The organism is Lacticaseibacillus sp. 22, from assembly GCF_055413445.1.
Map to the genome: position 1 here is coordinate 39775 of NZ_JBVAYD010000007.1, position 17792 is coordinate 57566.

Below are 17792 nucleotides of genomic sequence, written 5' to 3' on the forward strand. Positions count from 1 at the left end.
TTTTGATGATTGTTCGGCCAGACAGTTAACGGCCATTAACGATCATAAGGGGTATAAATAATGTAGTTTTGATCCGTTGTGGCTTCAAAGTCAAATTGCGAGTTCTTCGCGTTTTGTTTGGTTTCTTCATTGCTAATCGTTTCGGTTTGTAAGCCGAGAGCTGTGCGGAGTTTATTTGAGACTCGCTGCATTTCCACATCGGAGGCAATCTGATAGGCGCCGTCCCCGACCCAGGCATTGACGCCCTGCAAATGATCGGTTGAGATGGTCTTGGCGGCATCGCGATAATTCAAGAAGATACTTTGCATATCTGCGAAACTCATATTAGTGGCGATGTTCTTGGAAACCGTGTCCATAAGTTTGGTGAAATTACCGAGTGATCCCACTGATATGGCTTTTTTCAAAATAGCTTTGATCACTTGTTGCTGGCGTTTTTGGCGCCCGTAATCGCCTTCTGGGTCTGAATGACGCATTCGGGAATAGGCGAGGGCCATGTTGCCGTTTAGGTGCATGTTGCCTTTAGTGAACTTCTGGTTGCCGGTATACGGGTCTTGGAATGAAAATGGGACGTTGACGTCAATCCCGCCGACTGCATTGACTACCTTTTCAAGTGCGCCCATGTTAATGGTTAAGTAGTAAGAAATCGGGACATTGACCAGCTTGGAGACAGTATTGATGGCCATGTCCGAACCGCCGACGTTATAAGCGGCATTGATTTTTTGCATATTGAATTCTTTGGTACCAATCAGTTCAGCAGCGGTATCCCGCGGAATGCTGACCATGGTGGTTTTTTTAGTCTTGGGATTAATGACGGCAACAATCATCGTATCCGAGTTACCTTTTTCAATCCGTCCGTCTGCCCCCGTGTCAACCCCCAGTAGCAAAACAGCAAATGGTTTCTTTTGGGCAATATCCGTGCTGACGTGTTTGGTGGCATGGTATGTATTGTCAATCGCATATTTTGCCTGACTGTATAAGCGCAACGCATAAGCTCCGACTGTAAACAGGCCGACGACAAGGATTAAACCGATGAGTCTTCCCCAGTGAAATCGGCGGGGTTTTTGACGCTGACGGTGATTTGAGCGGGTCTCCATAATTTAACTCCTTCGTAAAAGCATTATTTTCCATTATAGGAGATTGTGGTGATGGGTGCGATTAATATTCGGTTACGTTTATAGGGCATGGGCAATGTAATAAAGCCAAACCATCCATAAGGCACCGACATGGGCGATGATCGGCGTGCTGATGGCGCCGGTGTGGCGATAATCGTAAGCAAGTACCAACCCGACCAGAGTTGCACTAAGCCAGTGGCCACCGGGTTGGGTCACGGCAAATAGGAGGCTGGCGATGAGCGCGCCGCCAAAGATACCGGTGACATTGACGAGATTGCCGAACAGAACTTTACGAAAAGCCAACTCTTCCAAGATCGGCAATGCTAAGCCAATGGTCAAAAAGTACCAAGGATTAGTCGTCATACTGGAAAGCTGTTGATGAATTTGACTGCTGGTTTGCGGCATTTTGAATAAAATGGTTTCAAGCCACGAACCAACCAGTTGCGCTGCCAAAACACCGGCAATGCCCATCACGCCCCAGAAGACGCGTTGCTGCGGGGCAAGAACGCCAGGTGCTTCAATCGCGTTGGCAATCACTAAGTTACGCTCGCTCAAAATCGCGATAATGAGTGCGACCATACTGATTAAGGTAACAATACCAAGGCTAAGGCGCCCAACTGGCAATACCTGAAAAATAAGGAGGTTAGCGATGAAGGCAACCAAGTAGGCGCCAATAATAGAAAAAGCATGTTTTTGAAGTGACATAAACGACTCCTTTTAAAAAATGTCTGAAATTAGTATAACATTCCGGAGTTTGGGGGTTGCATTCACCCGCAAAACTCGTTATAGTTACTTTTGTAGTTAGCACTTAGACACAACGAGTGCTAAATCAAAAAATGTAATGTGGAGGGATTGCCTTGTTAAAACCATTAGGAGATCGCGTGATTGTCGAGGTCGTTGAAGAAGAGGAACAAACCGTTGGCGGCATCGTTTTAGCCAACAATGCAAAACAGAAACCGCAAACCGGCAAAGTTGTTGCTGTAGGTGAAGGCGCTTTGACACCGGAAGGCAAGCGTCTGCCAATGGCCGTTAAAGTTGGCGATACTGTATTATACGACAAATACGCCGGCTCTGAAGTGAAGTATGAAGGTCAAGACTACCTCGTACTGCACGAAAAAGACATTATGGCAATTGCGTAAAAAATAATCGATCAATTTTGAGGTGAATAAAAACAATGGCAAAAGAAATTAAATTCTCTGAGGATGCACGTGCCGCAATGCTGCGTGGCGTGGATCAGTTAGCAAACACAGTTAAGACAACGTTAGGACCAAAAGGCCGCAATGTTGTTTTGGACAAGAGCTATGGTGCACCGGAAATTACCAATGATGGTGTCACGATCGCAAAGTCAATTGACTTGGAAGATCACTATGAAAATATGGGAGCCAAGTTAGTCGCAGAAGTTGCTTCCAAGACTAATGATATTGCCGGTGATGGTACGACCACCGCAACGGTTTTGGCACAAAGCATTATTCGTGAAGGTATGAAGAACGTCACTGCCGGTGCTAACCCAGTCGGCATTCGGACCGGGATCGAAAAGGCAACCAAGGCTGCAGTTGACGAATTGCACAAGATCAGCCACAAGGTTAACGGCAAGAAGGAAATTGCCCAAGTTGCTTCCGTTTCCTCTTCTAATGAAGAAGTCGGCAACCTGATTGCTGACGCGATGGAAAAAGTTGGCCATGATGGTGTGATTACCATTGAAGAAAGCAAAGGGATTGATACTGAACTCTCTGTTGTTGAAGGGATGCAATTTGATCGCGGCTATCTGAGCCAGTACATGGTTACTGACAACGACAAGATGGAAGCTGATCTGGATGATCCATATATCCTGATTACCGACAAGAAGATCTCCAATATTCAAGATATTCTGCCACTCTTGCAAGAAATCGTGCAACAAGGTAAGGCACTGTTGATCATTGCTGACGATGTTGCCGGTGAAGCACTGCCGACCTTGGTTCTGAACAAGATTCGTGGCACCTTCAATGTTGTTGCCGTTAAAGCACCTGGCTTTGGCGATCGGCGCAAGGCTCAACTTGAAGATATTGCGACCTTGACAGGTGGTACTGTTATCAGCTCCGATCTTGGCTTGGATCTGAAGGATACCAAGATTGAACAATTAGGCCGTGCAGGCAAGGTTACGGTTACCAAGGATGACACCACCATTGTTGATGGCGCTGGTTCCAAGGATGCCATTGCTGAACGGGTTAACATCATCAAGAAGCAGATTGCCGATACGACCAGCGACTTCGACCGTGAAAAACTGCAAGAACGCTTAGCTAAGTTAGCTGGCGGCGTTGCTGTTGTCAAGGTTGGTGCCGCAACGGAAACCGAGCTGAAAGAACGTAAGTATCGGATCGAAGACGCTTTGAACGCGACCCGTGCTGCGGTTGAAGAAGGCTATGTTGCTGGTGGTGGTACTGCCTTGGTAGACGTATTGCCTGCTGTTGCTGCTTTGAAAGAAGACGGCGATGTTCAGACCGGGATCAACATTGTTCAACGTGCACTGGAAGAACCAGTTCGTCAGATTGCCGAAAACGCCGGCAAAGAAGGCTCTGTCATTGTTGAAAAGTTGAAGAAAGAAAAGCAAGGCATCGGCTATAACGCTGCAACCGGCGAATGGGAAGACATGGCTAAGTCAGGTATTATCGACCCAACCAAGGTTACCCGCTCCGCATTGCAAAACGCTGCCTCAGTTGCAGCACTGTTGCTGACAACAGAAGCAGTTGTGGCTGACAAGCCTGAACCAAAAGATAACAACGCTGCCGCTGCCGGCGCAAACCCAGCAGCTGGCATGGGCGGTATGATGTAATTTCGCCTCGGCGTTTAAGGCTGCAAAAAACACCAGTCCCCAACCGGGCTGGTGTTTTGTTGTACATAAGGAACAGATTCGGGTAATTCTGACGGTCATTGAGGCGTGAAACAAGATGACCATGATTAACAAATAAAGATGGCAACTGAGAGGCATTAAGCGCAATAATAGGCATTGACCGGCTTTCCTTGGTAAAATAAAATAAATAAGTCATCTTGGTTATCATTTTAAAGTTGCCAGGATAGCGACAGTCAAGCAATGCGTGGGGTCCGTATAATGAATTTCTCGCGCTCACATTAGCAAAGGGAGCGGTTGATATGAAACTAGTTCAAAATCCGATTCGACTTAACGCCAGCCTGCATAAAATGCTACCGAATACCATGCGTTATCTCTATAGTCGCAAACCGGTTAAATACTTTGAGCTTTACACACTTGGTTCAGTACATGTTTATTATGTCGAAGGCTTTGACCAAATTGACATTGTGCTGACGCATGATAAACGGACAATCAAAGATACCGAGATTGATTTTGTCTTGGAAAAGTTATTGCCGGATACGCCAAAAGATGAATTGAAAATCGATCATGCTGCCAAAAGCGAGATTGAACATGAAGTCCATCGCAAGCTAAAGGTTCATGATGTTGTGATAGTCGAGAAGGCTTAATTGCCAGCGGTTACTTTTTCGGTCAGACGAAAGAGTGATCGCTTTTCTTTTGGTTTGTGCGAGTTCGTAAAATGGCGGTGTTGTTGCCAATCAATATAGGTTAAGATGGAAGAGGGTAGGCGCTGGGCAATTTTTAGCGTAGACTGGTGCATGTTTACTTTTTAAAATTTCAATTAAGGTTAATAGGAGTTTAAAATGATGCATTTGAAGCGGCTGTTTATTGGACGGCCATTGAAATCTTCCGAAGAAGGCGGACAACAGCTAAACATCTTCAAAGCGTTGGCGATGCTGTCGTCAGATGCTTTGTCAAGTGTGGCATATGGTACTGAGCAGATTGTCTTGGTTTTGACAACCTTGTCAGCTGCAGCAATCTGGTATTCGTTGCCAATTGCGGCGTTTGTGTTGATTCTCCTGATCTCGCTGACACTTTCTTACCGGCAAATTATCCACGCTTATCCAAGTGGCGGCGGAGCTTATGTCGTTGCGAGCGAAAATCTGGGCAAGAATGCCGGTTTGACGGCGGGCGCTTCACTTCTGATTGATTACATGCTGACGGTTTCGGTTTCCGTTTCGGCGGGGGCTGAGGCGATTACCAGTGCGATCCCAGCGCTTTATGGCCATCAAGTTGCCATCTCGCTTGTCATTATCTTTATTTTAATGGGCATGAATCTTCGCGGAATGAGTGAATCCGCTAATTTCCTGATGATTCCGGTGTATCTCTTCGTTTTGGTTATGACCGCGATGATTATCTGGGGGTTGTACCAAGTTGTGACCGGGGCCATTCCTTATAAGGCAACATCGATGGTCGGTGCCGCAATTCCCGGCGTTTCCATGGCGTTAATCTTCCGCGCCTTTTCCAGTGGTTCCAGTTCACTGACCGGGGTTGAAGCGATCAGCAATGCGGTGCCATTCTTTAAGTTGCCAAAAGAAAAAAATGCGGCGAAAACATTGGCCATTATGGCGGCTATTTTGGGCTTCTTCTTTGCCGGGATCACATTTTTAAACTACTGGTATGGTTTGGTGCCAATGGCAAAAGTGACGGTATTGTCGCAGGTGGCCAAAGAAACATTTGGCGGTACTGGAATCATGTACTATGTCGTTCAGTTTGCAACGGCGCTGATTTTGGCGGTCGCTGCGAATACGGGCTTTTCTGCGTTTCCAGTGCTGGCCTTTAATTTAGCCAAAGATAAGTTCATGCCGCATATGTACCTGGATCGTGGGGATCGCTTGGGTTATTCCAATGGGATCCTGACACTGGCGCTGGGGTCAGCGGCATTGATCACGATTTTCCAGGGGTCCACGGAGCGATTAATTCCGTTGTATGCTGTCGGGGTGTTCATTCCGTTTACGCTGTCGCAAACCGGCATGATCATTCACTGGTTCCGCAATCGTGGTAAAGGCTGGATAGGCAAAACAGTCGCCAACTTCTCCGGAGCCTTAATTTCCTTTGCCATTTTAGTCATTCTCTTTGCTTATCGCTTGTTTGATATTTGGCCGTTCTTCATCGTCATGCCGCTTGCCATCTTCTTGTTCTACAAGATTCGGGATCACTACGACAAAGTGGCGGCGCAGTTACGGTTGCCGGCCGATGTTGAAGAGCATGACTATGACGGTAGCACCGTTATCGTCCTTGTCGGCAATGTGACGCGGGTTACCCGAGCAGCGTTGAATTATGCCCAGTCGATTGGCGATTATGTCATTGCGATGCATGTGTCGATGGATGAGAATCCTAACAAGGAAAAGGAGACCCAAAGCGAGTTTCGGGCAGACTTTCCGGATGTTCGCTTTGTAGACATCCATTCGTCATATCGCTCGATTGAAGCGCCTACGATTCGGTTTGTGGACATCGTAGCCCGCAATGCAGCTAAGCGTAATTTCACGACCACGGTGCTCATTCCACAGTTCGTCCCGCGCAAAAAGTGGCAGAACATTCTCCACAACCAAACCAATTTCCGCTTACGGGCTGCTTTTGCTAGCCGGGAAAATGTGATTATTGCGACGTACAGTTATCATTTGAAGAAATAAGTTTCGGTAAGCTGCCGGCTGGATTGGTTGAATCTGGCCGGATTTTAGGCATTAGCGTTTCTCTTGGAGTACGTGTATGGCAAATAAAGGTGCTTCTCAGTTTAGACGATTCCAGCAGCGTTGTGATGAATATTGACATAGAAAGCAAGAGCTGGCGGAGCGGCGATGGGCTCAGCTGTGAAATTGGTCTTAAGCGGAGTGCCTTTCTCCGCTTTAGACCAAGGCCGAGCTTTAATACAGCACTTTGCGGGTTCAAAGTCGTGCCCACCACTCTAGCTGCGCGGTCGCCAGCCTTCACCACCGCGGAGCCAGCTCGGAGTCTCGGAAATCACTTAATTAGATTAGAACCGAGAAGAAGTTGACACTTACTTTTTAAACTGTGGGATTGACGGAACTGGTAAAATATGAATAATAGAACGTCAGAGAAAGTCAAAGGATAAAGGGTGAATTTTGTGCCGCAAAAAACCAGCGATACGCCGATGATGCAACAATATAATGCGATTAAGGCGCAGTATCCGGATGCATTTTTATTTTATCGGATTGGTGATTTCTATGAGCTGTTTAATGATGATGCGATCAAGGGGGCGCAGTTACTTGAGCTGACCTTGACGGCGCGGAATAAAAGCGCGGATGATCCGATTCCAATGGCAGGGGTGCCGCATCACGCCGTGCAAAGCTATGTCGATATTTTGATCGATCATGGCTATAAGGTAGCAATCTGTGAACAGATGGAAGATCCTAAAAAAGCGGTTGGTATGGTTAAGCGTGCGGTCATTCAATTAATCACGCCTGGCACGAATATCGATATTAAGGCCGGTGCGGCGAAGACCAATAACTATATCACAGCAGTTTTGCCGCACGCAGCCGGGTATGCGTTTGCTTACGGGGATGTGTCCACTGGCGAACTGAAAGTCACGGACCTGAAAAGCAAGTTCGCCTTACAAAATGAATTAAGTGCGTTGGCCACCAAAGAGATTGTGGTGCCAGAAGACCTGAACGACGAAGATGCCGCGATGCTAAAAAAAGGGGAGCGGCTGCTATCAGTGCAGCAAGACACGAAGCCGACCAGTGAAGGCAGTTATGTTTCCCAAGATTTAACTGATCCTGCCGAAGCCGCGGTGGTGCAGATGTTGATGGCGTATTTGTTGAACACCCAAAAGCGCAGTCTGGCACATATTCAAAAAGCAGTCGCCTATCAACCGTCCGCGTATTTGGAAATGGATCAGGATGCACGCAGCAATCTTGATATCCTACAAAATAGTCGTACCGGACGCAAAGGTGATACGCTGTTGTCATTATTGGATGCGACCAAAACCGCAATGGGCGGGCGCTTATTGAAGCAGTGGCTGGAGCGGCCATTGTTGGACATTGATGCCATCAGTGTGCGCCAAAATCAGGTGCAGGATTTGCTGGAACACTTTTTTGAGCGGAGTGAGCTGCAAGAGCGGTTGACAAAGGTGTATGATCTTGAGCGGTTAGCAGGACGGGTGGCCTTTGGAACCGTTAACGGGCGCGATTTGATTCAGTTGCAAACCTCGCTGGATCAAGTCCCGGCGATTCAGGATGTTTTGAGCAAGCTTGACGATGGCAGTTTTAAAGAACTTCGCGGTAAGATAGACCCGGTTAGTGACGTGGCCGGACTCATTCGGCGGTCAATCGAGCCGGAGCCACCGATTTCCGTGACGGATGGCGGCTTAATTCTGCGCGGTTACAATGAAAAGCTAGATGCTTACCGCGATGCCATGAAGAATTCAAAGCAGTGGATAGCAGAACTTGAAGCTTCAGAGCGGAAAGCGACGGGCATTCACAATCTTAGAATCCGTTACAATAAGGTTTTCGGCTACTTTATTGAAGTGACCAAGTCAAACCTGGATAAGGTGCCAGAAGGTCGCTATGAACGCAAACAAACGCTGACTAACGCCGAACGCTTTATTACGCCGGAACTTAAAGAAAAAGAAACGCTGATTTTAGAGGCGCAGGAAAGTTCAACCGCGCTTGAGTATGACCTTTTCCAGGATATTCGGGAAAAAGTCAAGGCTCAGATTAAACGGCTGCAGCATTTAGCCGCTCAAATTTCGGCGTTAGATGTGCTGCAAAGTTTTGCGACCGTTGCCGAGAATAACCATTATGTTCGGCCAACGATGCATGCCGGGACCCATGACATTAACGTCAAAGGCGGCCGGCATCCGGTGGTTGAACATGTTTTGGGGCAGGACAGTTATATTCCTAACGATGTCATCATGGACCGGGATACGGATATGCTGCTGATCACGGGTCCAAACATGTCCGGGAAAAGCACCTATATGCGGCAGCTGGCATTGATTGTCATCATGGCTCAAGCAGGATCGTTTGTCCCGGCTGACACGGCGGATTTGCCGATTTTTGATCAAATCTTCACCCGCATTGGCGCTGCCGATGACTTAGCAAATGGCGAAAGTACCTTTATGGTCGAGATGTTGGAAGCAAATGCGGCTTTGAGTCATGCAACCGCATCGAGTTTAATCCTGTTTGACGAAATCGGTCGCGGCACGGCAACGTATGATGGGATGGCATTGGCTCAGGCGATTATCGAATATTTGCACGATCATGTCCATGCCAAGACACTTTTTTCAACGCATTATCACGAATTGACCAGTTTATCGGATTCATTGGCAAAGCTGAAAAATGTCCATGTCGGGGCAGTTGAAGAACACGGCAATCTGGTGTTTCTGCATAAGATGATGCCGGGTCCGGCTGATAAAAGTTACGGGATTCACGTTGCCAAATTAGCCGGTTTGCCAGCTGACTTATTGAGCCGTGCGGATACTATTTTGAAACAACTCGAAGCGGCAACTCCGGAAAAAACCGTCCCGGCAGCTACCAGCCAAGTCGAGGATCAGCAGTTATCACTGTTTGAGGAACCTAAACCTGCACCCAAGAATAGTCCGATTTTAGCCAAACTTGCTAAGTTCGATTTGATGGATGCAACGCCGATGGATGCGATGAATTTAATTTTTGACCTGCAAAAGCATTTAAAGAAGAAGTGATTTTATGCCAAAAATTCACCAACTATCTGCCACTTTAAGTAACCAAATTGCTGCTGGGGAAGTTATTGAACGGCCGGCCAGCGTGGTGAAAGAATTGGTGGAAAATAGTATTGATGCCCAAGCCACCCAAATTGACGTGAAGGTGTCAGCGGCTGGTTTGCAAACCATTCATGTCAGCGACAACGGGATCGGCATTGACCCTGACGATGTGGCGACAGCTTTCTTGCGTCATGCGACGAGTAAAATTCTGACCACGCGTGATCTATTTAATGTTCATTCACTGGGATTTCGCGGGGAGGCGCTGGCAAGTATTGCAGCGGTTGCCGATGTGACGCTAACGACCGCTACCGATGCCGGGATTGGCGCTAAAATTCATGTCAAAGGCGGACAGGTAGAAAGTCAAACGACAGCGGCGCATCGTCGCGGAACCGATGTCGAAGTGAGCGATCTGTTTTTTAACACCCCGGCACGGCTGAAATATATGAAGTCGCAACAGACCGAACTTGGCAAGATTGTTGATATTGTCAGTCGGTTGGCATTGGCTAACCCTAAGATTGCGTTTACGGTCAGCCATGACGGCAATATGATGGTGCGGACAGCCGGTCAAGGTGATCTACGCCAGACATTGGCCGGCATTTACGGTTTGCCGGTCGCCCGGTCAATGGTCGACTTTCAGGCCGAGGATCTTGATTTTAAGGTGAGTGGCTTGACCAGTTTGCCTGAAACCACGCGTGCGTCGCGTAATTATCTGAGCTTGGTCGTCAATGGCCGCTATATCAAGAACTTTCAGTTGACGAAAGCCGTGATTGCCGGCTATGGCTCCAAACTCATGGTCGGGCGCTATCCTATGGGCGTGATTTCAATTCAGATGGATGCCGCTTTGGTGGATGTCAACGTGCACCCAACCAAAGCCGAGGTGCGGTTAAGTAAAGAAGATCAGCTCAGCCACTTGCTCAGTGAGGCCATTCGTGCGCGCTTAGCCAAGGAAAATCTGATTCCCGATGCCATGGATAATTTGCCTAAACGCGAGCGCTATGATCTTGATCAACTGGAACTGACCCTCAATAAAATCAGTCCTAAAACGACAGCAGTGCCGAATCAAGGTGCTGAAGTGCGCGAAAACGCCGACACTAACACTGGCAATACGCCGACTTCTCAACCAGCAGCGCAGACAGAAGCAGCAGTCGATTTAACCATCAACGACTTAGATGATCGGCCAATTTTTGATGAGCCACAGCGCTTGGCTGCTTGGGATCAGCGTTATCAAACGTTAGACGCCAATGTTGCGCCTGCCTTGGTGGAGGATACCGCAGCTTCGGATTTGAAGCGACCGGAGCCGACTGAACGTTTTCCCGATTTAACCTACCTTGCCCAAGTTCACGGGACCTATCTGCTGGCGGAAGCTGGGGACGGCTTGTATATTTTGGATCAACATGCGGCCCAAGAACGGGTTAATTATGAGTTTTATCGCCAGGCAATTGGTGAAGTCAGCAACGATCAGCAACATTTACTGGTTCCCATCGTGCTGGATTACTCCGCGGCCGATGCGATCAATATCCGCACGCATCGGGATGTGTTGGAAGCGGTCGGCTTGTATCTAGAGGATTTTGGCCAAAATAGTTTTGTGGTCGAGCATCATCCGACGTGGTTCAAAGCCGGTCAGGAAGAAGACACGATCAAAGAGATGGTTGATTGGGTTTTGCGTGACGGCAAGATCTCTGTCGCGGCTTTTCGGGAGAAGACGGCGATCATGATGAGCTGTAAGCGGGCCATCAAAGCCAATCATCATTTAGACGATCAGCAGGCACGGGCGTTATTGCAGAAACTGCCACAATGCGAAAATCCATTCAATTGTCCGCATGGCCGGCCGGTTCTGGTCCACTTTTCCAACACCGATCTGGAGAAAATGTTCAAGCGGATTCAAGACAGTCATGAAAGCGGGGAAATGCAGGCATGATTATTCTGGCGAGTCATTCACCACGGCGCCAAGCATTACTCAAGCGTATTATTCCTGCATTCGAAAGTCATCCTGCAGCAATTAACGAACGGGCGTTGCCGATTTTGCCACCACCGGAGTATGTCCAGAGTCTGGCCAAAGCCAAAGGAGAATCGTTAGTACCGAGCTATCCGGGGGCAACAATTATTGCGGCCGATACGATGGTGGCTTTTCAAGGAAAGTTACTGGGTAAACCGCATAGTCGTGCAGAAGCCAAGCAAATGATCACTGCACTCGGCGGCCAAACCCATCAAGTCTATACGGGCTTGTGGGTGCGTCTGGACAATGGCACGATTCGGCAGCAAGTCGTGGCCACAGATGTCACTTTTTGGCCGCTTGATGAAGCCGAAGTTGAGTCGTATTTACAAGAAGACGCCTATCAAGACAAGGCGGGTGCTTATGGCATTCAAGACGCCGGAGCTTTACTGGTTAAGGCGATCAATGGTGATTTTTACAACGTCATGGGTTTGCCGATCAGTACGTTGTATCGAATGTTGTTGGCGTAAGGCGTTTGCGCTTTTATTCAACCGTATGGAAATTCAGAGGTTATAAAAAGCCGCCCTTAGAGAAATCTAGGGACGGCTTTTTAGACGGCTTTTTACGGATATAGATACTTTAAAAACTCACAACCTGCCAATTACTCGGTAAAGTGAACGTGTAAATCTTGCCAATGGTTTTGCCTTGTTCACCGGATCCGGCGAACATAATAGCGGTGAAAATATTGGTGTACTGGAGTTTCTGCGCAGTCACGGCGACTTGCGGAATCGTACCGTGTGTCAGTTTGGTTTTGACGGTAGTACTTGGTTTAACGGTATGAATCGTTGCATCACCCGAAATACGATATTGATAGGCCATGTGTTTCTTAGCCGTGCCGATGGGGTGGCTTTGAATTTGTAACTGGTCATTCATGGGTGCTAGCGGTTGCAATTCAGTGGTTTCGTCAATCGTAAAGCCGATGTGATACAAATCATTCAAACTCAAAAGTACAACCGGTATCATAATTAGCAAGGCGCTCACAGCGATTGCCAAGGGTCGACGCCGGTTGGGTTTCATCAATACCATCGTCCAAAAGAAGGCAACGGCGCCAATAATCAACAGCAGAATAATCATGATGGGTGCCTCCGATCCATGGCATCGTTATTCAAAAAGAAACTCAGAACTAACCCTAAAGCGGCCATGACCAACGAAACTGCAAAAGCAGCACGATAGCCGGCAAGAGTTGCTTGATGCATCGCGTTGGTGTAGTCAATTGGATCCAGGACTTTCCCGCTAGCCGAGGGCGTGGCCCCTTTTGTGACGACGGATAAAACCGAAACCAAGATGGCGGTGCCGATTGAAGCCGCGACCTGCCGAATCGTATTGTTAACCGCAGTGCCGTGGTTGATGAGATGGGTTGGCAGTGCATTCATACCGGCAGTAGTGACGGGCATCGTTACCATGGTGATACCAAACATCCGCACCGTATAAATGGCCGTGATGTAAATCAGTGGTGTTGTTGCGGTGACAGTCATCAATGGCAGCGTACCGGCGACTAAGAGAAATAAACCGGCAACGGCCAAACGCTTAGCTCCGATTTTATCAAAAATCCGGCCAGTAATCGGACTCATGATCCCCATCATAATGGCGCCTGGAAAAAGGATCATTCCAGAGTGAAAAGCACTTTCGCCGCGAATCGTTTGAATGTACATCGGCAGCACCATTTCCACGCCAACCATGGACATGAAAGCAACAGCGGTCAAAATGACACTCAAAGTAAAGGTTTTCGATTTAAAAACCCGTAACTCCAACAGCGGGGTTTTGAGATGCAACTGCCGCCAGCAAAAAAGAGCCACAAAAACGATCCCAATCGCAAGACTGATGAGTACCTGTGAGTCTGTCCAGCCAGCGTCACCAACCGTTGAAAAGCCATACAATAAGCCACCAAAACCTAACGTTGAGGCAATAATGGACGGCACATCGATTTTGGGATGTGAGGTAGGCAGCACCTGACGCATGCTGTAAATCGCCAGAAGAACAACACCGGCAGCGATAGGCATAATGACCGCAAACAATGCGCGCCAGGTGTGATGCAGCAGAATCCAACCGGAAAGCGTCGGGCCAATTGCCGGCGCCAACCCGATCACAATGCCGGCCAACCCCATGGCACTACCGCGTTTTTCAGGTGGGAAAATGGTGAACATGACGGTCTGGAAAGTTGGCATCGACATCCCAACGCCGATTGCCTGAATGAGTCGCCCAAGCAGCAACATTTGAAAATCATTGGCGAGCCAACATAGCAGCGACCCCAAAAAGAAAATCGTCATAGCGGTTAAATAAAGATGTTTAACGTTGAATTTATCCAGCAGCCAAGCCGAAACAGGAATCATAATCCCCATAATCAGCATGAAGCCGGTCGTCAACCATTGAACCGCGCTGGCGCTAATGTGAAAATCCGCCATTAAGGTCGGGTAGGCAGTCGTCAGAATCGTTTGAGTCAAAAAAGTCGTAAAGGTCCCGATCAGTAGCGTAATGACAAGCAGCAAACGATTGTAAGGATGACCATTAACATCAGTTGTTGTCAACAATATCGTGTCCTTTCTAAAAACATTATAATCTAGTCTAGCACGTAAACTGACAATTTTGGGTAAATGGCCTTCACAAAATCTTTAAAAAGGGATCAAAGAAATACCCCACTCACCTTGTTAGGCTAAAAGTAAGTTAGTCGAACGAAAGGGGCGTTTAAAAACGTGAAAGTCCGATCATCGCATCAGCGAATTGAATGGATTGATGTTGCCAAGGGCCTCGGAATCATTGCGGTTGTGCTGGGACATTTCTATCCGCGCAACACAACCTTTTATGAAAGTCTGTATTGGTGGCACATGCCGTTGTTTTTCATGATTGGCGGTTTTTTTGTTAAGCCGACAACGCTGCCAACCTTAAAAGCTTTTCTAGCGCGACGTTTTTGGCCATTATTGAAACAATACTTTGGTTACGGCGTCGGTTTAATCTTGTTGAACTTTATTATTGAACAGCGCACCCCAGCGTTTACCGTTGATTATTTGCGACGGTTAATTTATGGTGGGACCGAATTGAATGGCTACTTGTCAGTTTTTTGGTTTGTGACGGTATATGCGTTCAGTAGCTTGCTGTTTAGCTTATTGCGCGGGTATTTGCCAAAAGTCTGGCACGAAGCAATTTTAATGGCCGGATTGTTCTGGTTAGGGTTTAGTTACCCTAACGCTGAAACTGTTTTGGGATTTCCGATTCCCGGCAATCTTGATTTAGTATTGGTTGCATTGCCTTACATGTTTGTGGGCTGGTGGTTATTTCATTACGCTCGCCATATTGTCACGCAACCATGGTTTATGCTAGTTGCGCTTGGTGTTTTTGCCGGTTTATTTGTTGCCCAGTCGCGCGGTCAAATCGACTTCTTGCTTTACATGAAGTCGCACCATCTAACGGATCCATTACTTGCTAGCTTTGTGCCGGTTATTATCTGCGGCGGTTTATTTGCCGGTGCGAAAACATTAACCGGAACCGTGCTTGGAGACTGGCTAGATCGCATTGGTCGTAGTACACTACCCATAATGTATGGGCACAAGGCGGTCGGCTATGTGCTGGAAAAGTTGGGCGATCCGAATTTACTTGTTTTAGTTGCTGCTGGTGTGACGATTCCTCTTTTCCTTGCTTACGCGGGCCGCTATGTGCGCGAACGCTGGCAAGGTGGAGGATTATATGCGTTTAATTAAACGAATACTGCTAGTTGTGGCGGTTCTAATCATTGGCTTGGCCCCAAGCGGTCAATTAGTCGAAGCCGACACGACACCGACTATATTTGTTCATGGTTATCGGGGGACCGCGTTTTCCACTAACCAACTTATAGAATCGGCGGAGGCTGCGGGGGTGGCCAAACGAAGCATGGTCGTGACCGTCAGTCCAAATGGCCAATTAAATGTGCAAGGAGACTTGCATGCCACAGCTGCACCCATTATTCAGGTGATTTTTCAAAACAATACGGCTGGCGAAGAAGTCGATAGTCAGTGGCTGGCCAAAATTCTAACTATGTTGCATCAGCGCTATGGCGTTACCCGGTTAAATGCGGTTGGCCATAGTATGGGCGCTTATGCCGTGATTGCCGCCGCGATGGCACAAACACCGGTAGAACTGGAAAAGGTAGTTGTGATTGCCGGCCCGTACGATGGTTTACTGGGATGGAATGACAAACCCCATGAACTGCAATTGGCAGCTGATGGGCGGCCTAGTTTAATTCGACCCGAGTACGCGCGACTTTTGCAAAGCCGTGAACACTTCCGAGCTAAATCCGTTTTGAATATTTATGGTAATGTTCAAGACGGCAGTGACACAGATACGGTCGTAAGCGTTAATTCGGCTTTGAGTCTAGGCTATTTGTTGCGAGGGCTAACGAAGTATCAAACGTTAGCAGTGACCGGACCGCATGCCCAACACAGCCGCTTGCATGAACACAATGTCGCCGTTGACCGCGCGATGTTGCAGTTTATCTGGGGCAAGTAGCCACCGAATGATGAGGCGTGAGGCAGTGGCGTGGAGGTAGCGGGCGCTGAAATCGTTAAAGTTAACGTTACTAATACGAAAGAGTCAAAAAGCGTACCATTTCTTGCAAAAGTCGAGAAATGGTACGCTATTATTTTGAAATGATGGGTCTTGATTGTTTTAATAAGGCCGCATATTTTTGTCTTGAGCTAAAAACTTCACCAACAAAAGCAGATGACGTGACAACATTAGTCTTGACGCTGGCTCTTGGCTTCCTTAACCTCTTCGGCAACGGTTTGCTTAACCGGCTTTGGGTCTTCAGTCACATCAAACCAGTTGGCAAAACCGCGGGAGAAATCGGCAACCGTAAAGTTAAAGTGATCGATTTTGACCTTGTCATGTAACTTTAGATCCGGATGTGTTTCCATGATGAAGCCGGCTATGGTAATGATTTCGGAGTCGGTGAACGCTTTAATGTCGGTGTGGAAATAGCGCTCAAAGTCCCAAAGTGTGGTCTTGCCGCTGACTCGGAAAACTTTAGGATTGTCGGTTTTGCGAATATATTCATCAGACACATCGTCAATTTCATCTTTAACAGTGCCGAAAAGTTCTTCATAAATATCTTTATCTGTCACAATACCGCTGGTGCCGCCGTATTCATCCACAACGACAACGATAGGCGTTTGCTTCTTGATCATCTGGGCTAAGATGTTATGAATCGGCGTTACTTCCGGTACATTAATGATGGAGCGCAAGAGTTTGGAAACCTTGACGGACGGATCTACCTGACCTTGTTTAACCAGATCATAGATGTAGACATAGCCTAAAATTTTGTCCTTATCGCCATTTGCAACGACTGGGAAGCGACTATAGCCTTGGGTTAAATAATCACGTAAGGCTTCTTTAACGGTGGTATTAATATCAATCACAAACAAGCTGGTGCGATCAACCATGATATCTTTGGCGGTCTTGTCGTTTAACTCGAATGCCCGCTGCATGTAGATGACATCGTTTTGTTCCATATCGCCTGATGTTACGGCGTTTTTACTAAGACTCAAAATTTCGGCTTGCGAAAAAGCCTCGTTACCTTCATCAGCCGGCTTCATGCCCATCATTTTGACAATGGCGGTCGCACTGACATTCAGTAACCAGACGAAGGGGAAGAACAAAATGTGGAAATAATGCAAAGGGGTGACAACTAACATTAAAGTTTTAATTGGATAGTCAATCGAAATGTTTTTCGGCACAATTTCGGTAAGCACCACTTCCAAATAAGTTAAAATAATGACCCCTAAAACTGCACCTACCGCATGTAAACTACCATTAGGCAAGCTTAAATGCGTCAACCCGAACAAATCGACCAGCAGGAATTCAACGGTGGTTTCACCAATCCACCCTAAAATAATACCTGCCAGCGAAACGCCGACTTGGGTTGTGGACAAATATTCATTCAAGTTGTGGACCATTCGCAAGGCGCGCTCGATTTTCGCTTTGCGGCCTGTGCCTTTGTCAATCATATCTTCCAAGGCACTCGGACGACTTTGAACCAATGCAAATTCACAGGCGACAAAAAATGCCGCGAAGAAAAAGGTGACGAGCATCACCAATAAATTGGGGACGATTTGGCCACTTTCCATGTATTCCATTCCTCATTTCATGTTACTTACAAAC

General features: G+C 47.4%; 14 protein-coding genes. 9 read left to right on the forward strand and 5 right to left on the reverse strand.

The window, feature by feature from the left end; all coding sequences use genetic code 11:
• Window positions 1–35: 35 nt before the first annotated feature.
• Both ACWP87_RS05140 and ACWP87_RS05145 read right to left on the reverse strand, forming a co-directional pair.
• A complete protein-coding gene (locus ACWP87_RS05140; RefSeq protein ID WP_014569996.1) occupies window positions 36–1094 on the reverse strand; it encodes an LCP family protein in 1059 nt (352 codons plus the stop codon).
• 78 nt (window positions 1095–1172) lie between these two features.
• Complete coding sequence (locus ACWP87_RS05145) at window positions 1173–1817, reverse strand: CPBP family intramembrane glutamic endopeptidase (RefSeq protein WP_005687126.1); 645 nt, start codon at window positions 1815–1817, stop codon at window positions 1173–1175.
• 152 nt (window positions 1818–1969) lie between these two features.
• On the opposite strand from ACWP87_RS05145, the gene groES reads away from it, so the two are divergent.
• The 7 genes from groES (at window position 1970) to ACWP87_RS05180 (ending at window position 12136) form a co-directional block, all read left to right on the forward strand.
• A complete protein-coding gene (gene groES, locus ACWP87_RS05150) occupies window positions 1970–2251 on the forward strand; it encodes a co-chaperone GroES (RefSeq protein WP_003567052.1) in 282 nt (93 codons plus the stop codon).
• A 35-nt stretch (window positions 2252–2286) separates the two neighbouring features.
• Entirely contained in the window at window positions 2287–3921 is a 1635-nt protein-coding gene (groL, locus tag ACWP87_RS05155; protein WP_005687137.1) for a chaperonin GroEL, read from the forward strand.
• 317 nt (window positions 3922–4238) lie between these two features.
• Complete coding sequence (locus ACWP87_RS05160) at window positions 4239–4583, forward strand: DUF1827 family protein (protein WP_005684635.1); 345 nt, start codon at window positions 4239–4241, stop codon at window positions 4581–4583.
• Between the two features lie 195 nt (window positions 4584–4778).
• Window positions 4779–6608 carry an APC family permease gene (locus ACWP87_RS05165; protein ID WP_005692494.1) on the forward strand — a complete coding sequence of 610 codons (1830 nt, stop codon included), beginning with the start codon at window positions 4779–4781 and terminating at the stop codon, window positions 6606–6608.
• Window positions 6609–7060: 452 nt separating this feature from the next.
• Window positions 7061–9634, forward strand: a complete 2574-nt coding sequence (mutS, locus tag ACWP87_RS05170) for a DNA mismatch repair protein MutS (RefSeq protein WP_015765033.1) — start codon at window positions 7061–7063, stop codon at window positions 9632–9634.
• 4 nt (window positions 9635–9638) lie between these two features.
• Window positions 9639–11591, forward strand: a complete 1953-nt coding sequence (gene mutL, locus ACWP87_RS05175; RefSeq protein ID WP_014569993.1) for a DNA mismatch repair endonuclease MutL — start codon at window positions 9639–9641, stop codon at window positions 11589–11591.
• A complete protein-coding gene (locus ACWP87_RS05180; protein WP_014569992.1) occupies window positions 11588–12136 on the forward strand; it encodes a Maf family protein in 549 nt (182 codons plus the stop codon). Before mutL ends, ACWP87_RS05180 begins: the two co-directional genes overlap by 4 nt.
• 109 nt (window positions 12137–12245) lie before the next feature.
• On the opposite strand, the gene ACWP87_RS05185 is transcribed toward ACWP87_RS05180, so the two are convergent.
• Both ACWP87_RS05185 and ACWP87_RS05190 read right to left on the reverse strand, forming a co-directional pair.
• On the reverse strand, window positions 12246–12740 hold the full coding sequence (locus tag ACWP87_RS05185) for a DUF4811 domain-containing protein (protein ID WP_014569991.1): 495 nt from the start codon (window positions 12738–12740) through the stop codon (window positions 12246–12248).
• The gene (locus tag ACWP87_RS05190; protein WP_005692504.1) at window positions 12737–14194 is read right to left on the reverse strand and encodes an MDR family MFS transporter; all 1458 of its coding nucleotides are present in this window, start codon (window positions 14192–14194) and stop codon (window positions 12737–12739) included. Before ACWP87_RS05190 ends, ACWP87_RS05185 begins: the two co-directional genes overlap by 4 nt.
• A gap of 162 nt (window positions 14195–14356) precedes the next feature.
• On the opposite strand from ACWP87_RS05190, the gene ACWP87_RS05195 reads away from it, so the two are divergent.
• The gene (locus ACWP87_RS05195; RefSeq protein WP_005684644.1) at window positions 14357–15358 is read left to right on the forward strand and encodes an acyltransferase family protein; all 1002 of its coding nucleotides are present in this window, start codon (window positions 14357–14359) and stop codon (window positions 15356–15358) included.
• Complete coding sequence (locus ACWP87_RS05200) at window positions 15345–16142, forward strand: alpha/beta hydrolase (protein WP_005684645.1); 798 nt, start codon at window positions 15345–15347, stop codon at window positions 16140–16142. The genes ACWP87_RS05195 and ACWP87_RS05200 overlap by 14 nt, the downstream gene beginning before the upstream one ends.
• 227 nt (window positions 16143–16369) lie before the next feature.
• Here ACWP87_RS05200 and ACWP87_RS05205 read toward each other — a convergent pair whose 3' ends face one another.
• Window positions 16370–17758: a hemolysin family protein gene (locus ACWP87_RS05205; protein ID WP_005714714.1), complete on the reverse strand. Its 1389-nt coding sequence runs from the start codon at window positions 17756–17758 to the stop codon at window positions 16370–16372.
• Between the last annotated feature and the right edge of the window lie 34 nt (window positions 17759–17792).

Bases quoted from the DNA above. Each gene is read 5' to 3' on its own strand.
- ACWP87_RS05140 (WP_014569996.1), bottom strand. From the start codon at position 1,094: ATGGAGACCCGCTCAAATCACCGTCAGCGTCAAAAACCCCGCCGATTT.
- ACWP87_RS05145 (WP_005687126.1), bottom strand. From the start codon at position 1,817: ATGTCACTTCAAAAACATGCTTTTTCTATTATTGGCGCCTACTTGGTT.
- groL (WP_005687137.1), top strand. From the start codon at position 2,287: ATGGCAAAAGAAATTAAATTCTCTGAGGATGCACGTGCCGCAATGCTG.
- ACWP87_RS05160 (WP_005684635.1), top strand. From the start codon at position 4,239: ATGAAACTAGTTCAAAATCCGATTCGACTTAACGCCAGCCTGCATAAA.
- ACWP87_RS05165 (WP_005692494.1), top strand. From the start codon at position 4,779: ATGATGCATTTGAAGCGGCTGTTTATTGGACGGCCATTGAAATCTTCC.
- mutL (WP_014569993.1), top strand. From the start codon at position 9,639: ATGCCAAAAATTCACCAACTATCTGCCACTTTAAGTAACCAAATTGCT.
- ACWP87_RS05180 (WP_014569992.1), top strand. From the start codon at position 11,588: ATGATTATTCTGGCGAGTCATTCACCACGGCGCCAAGCATTACTCAAG.
- ACWP87_RS05185 (WP_014569991.1), bottom strand. From the start codon at position 12,740: ATGATTATTCTGCTGTTGATTATTGGCGCCGTTGCCTTCTTTTGGACG.
- ACWP87_RS05200 (WP_005684645.1), top strand. From the start codon at position 15,345: ATGCGTTTAATTAAACGAATACTGCTAGTTGTGGCGGTTCTAATCATT.
- ACWP87_RS05205 (WP_005714714.1), bottom strand. From the start codon at position 17,758: ATGGAAAGTGGCCAAATCGTCCCCAATTTATTGGTGATGCTCGTCACC.